Here is a 1,848-nt window from a genome sequence, read left to right on the forward strand (position 1 = left end):
ACTTCTGATTCAAGACGGAAACCGCCGAAATCATAACCAACGACGCCACCGAAATCATATCCCTTGTCCATATCGACGGACGCTGCATTATTCAGCGTGCCAATATCCAAACTCAGGTCTTCTACTATCATGGCACCGCCATCGACTCCAACGTACCACTGGTCGTCGCGGGCCAAAGCCGGTGATGCCAGAGCAGTGGAAGCGAGTGCCAAACTTATGGCTAACTTACGCATCAACTTTCCCCTTTTCTATCTTAGGAACGGAAATTCGAGAACGTAGGTCTATCGATTCTGTTCCATTGATGCAAGTCGCTATGTATCTACACTGTTGCCAAAATGTCGCCATTTTTGGCCATTGGTGATATTATTCGCCCACTTTTGTCAGCTTCTGCGCTTATGTGGCAAACATACCCATGCGCCTGAAAAATTGCAAAATCATACCAAGTGCGACACGTGCCTCACTATCAACAACTGTTCCGCCCGTCGGCTCGAGTATCACAGGAGCGGCACTCCATTGGTTTGCAACATACAGGCAATAGCAACCAGACGACTTGTCCCACAGCCGCATGCCCTCGACCGGCGCGACAAATCGCCAGCTGCCAACCCCACAATGCTATGTGGCCAGATTTGTTTGCCCACAGCCCGCCCACTCCTTCTCCGATGAGCCAACATTTCCCGAAGTCATCGTCGGTTGCTGCGGGCGCAAAGGAAAGCTTTTGTTCAACTGACATAGCCGCCGCCTGCGACAAGGCCGCACATCTGGTCTTCCAATTCGGGAAAACCGCCAATATGAAAAACGCTTCTGGTCTCGTACAGGGCGGAGACTGGCTCGGCGCGTGCCGATTTACCGCGGCTGGCGTGCACGCGCTTGACCGGCATCGCAAGGTCAGCCGCACGCAAGAAGCTTTCGACCATGTTCCCGCCCTGATTGTCTTCGGCAACGACGCGGTCGGCTTGCCAAATCTCCACCGCTGTTGCAACCGCGTGCCCAGCGTTCGGGCGATGCGCCCGAAATGCTGTGGTCGCCAAGCACATAACCCTTTTTATCCGCGCCGATCTGCGCCCGCGCTTTCAGCGTGGCATCGCCCGTGCGCGGGCTGGCGACTTGTAAAGCCTCGGCCAGCAAGTCGATCTCAAGCCGGGCATAGCCCTCCGCCAGCGCCAGCGCCCAATCGCCCCGAAAAGCAGCCGACCGCCGCCGCTCGGCATAGACCGCGCTGCCCGCAACGCCGGCCGTCCGCGCCGAAGCAGAAACATTCGCCGTCGCCGCCAGATGATCGAGAAATTGCCGCCGAATTTTCGCATTCAACCGCGCGTCCGACGCGGGTTTTTGATGTTTGGCCATATCAGCCATCCTGAGCGCAAAGAAAAAGGGCCGAAGATTGCTCTTCGGCCCAACAGAATTGTATGGAGCAAGTCACTATGCAACTTGCAATTTTCGACTATGCCTAACTCTAACCAAATAGAGTTACGATGTCAATATCTTTTTACCTATTTGGTTATTTTATGTGCTCAACGCAATTGGCTATCCTTGCTTCCGCGCCGGTTGATCGTGGAATGTTGTACCGAAACATCGCGCCCGGCTTGGCAGGATATGCAGGTGCGCACGCCGGGGAGGGCGGCTTGGCGGCGTTCGGGGATGGGTTCACCGCAGTCGTCGCAATATTCGGCGCTCGGTCCGGCCGGAAGGCGAGCACGCGCACCGGAGACTGCGTCCTTGACGCTATCGTCGATCTGGACCTGCACCGCGCCGTCGCGGGCCCATCCGCCAGCCATCATCCCTGCTCCGCATGCGCACCGAGCGCCGATTGGATCACCAGCCCCCATAACGCCGCATCATTTTCGTTGG

General features: G+C 56.7%; 3 protein-coding genes and 1 pseudogene. All 4 read right to left on the bottom strand.

Going from position 1 to position 1,848, the window contains the following annotated elements:
• A pseudogene (locus tag ACLL9E_RS10380) lies at positions 1-233 on the bottom strand (flagellar motor protein MotB); the annotation flags it as partial.
• Positions 234-719: 486 nt separating this feature from the next.
• Positions 720-968, bottom strand: a complete 249-nt coding sequence (locus tag ACLL9E_RS10385) for a hypothetical protein (protein ID WP_411291666.1) — start codon at positions 966-968, stop codon at positions 720-722.
• Positions 886-1,344 (bottom strand): hypothetical protein, encoded by a 459-nt coding sequence (locus tag ACLL9E_RS10390; RefSeq protein ID WP_411291667.1) that lies wholly within the window; start codon positions 1,342-1,344, stop codon positions 886-888. Before ACLL9E_RS10390 ends, ACLL9E_RS10385 begins: the two co-directional genes overlap by 83 nt.
• Positions 1,345-1,511: 167 nt before the next feature.
• Positions 1,512-1,775, bottom strand: a complete 264-nt coding sequence (locus ACLL9E_RS10395; RefSeq protein ID WP_411291668.1) for a DksA/TraR family C4-type zinc finger protein — start codon at positions 1,773-1,775, stop codon at positions 1,512-1,514.
• Between the last annotated feature and the right edge of the window lie 73 nt (positions 1,776-1,848).

The sequence above is a fragment of the Sphingorhabdus sp. genome, from assembly GCF_046596595.1.
Classification (GTDB): domain Bacteria; phylum Pseudomonadota; class Alphaproteobacteria; order Sphingomonadales; family Sphingomonadaceae; genus Sphingorhabdus_B.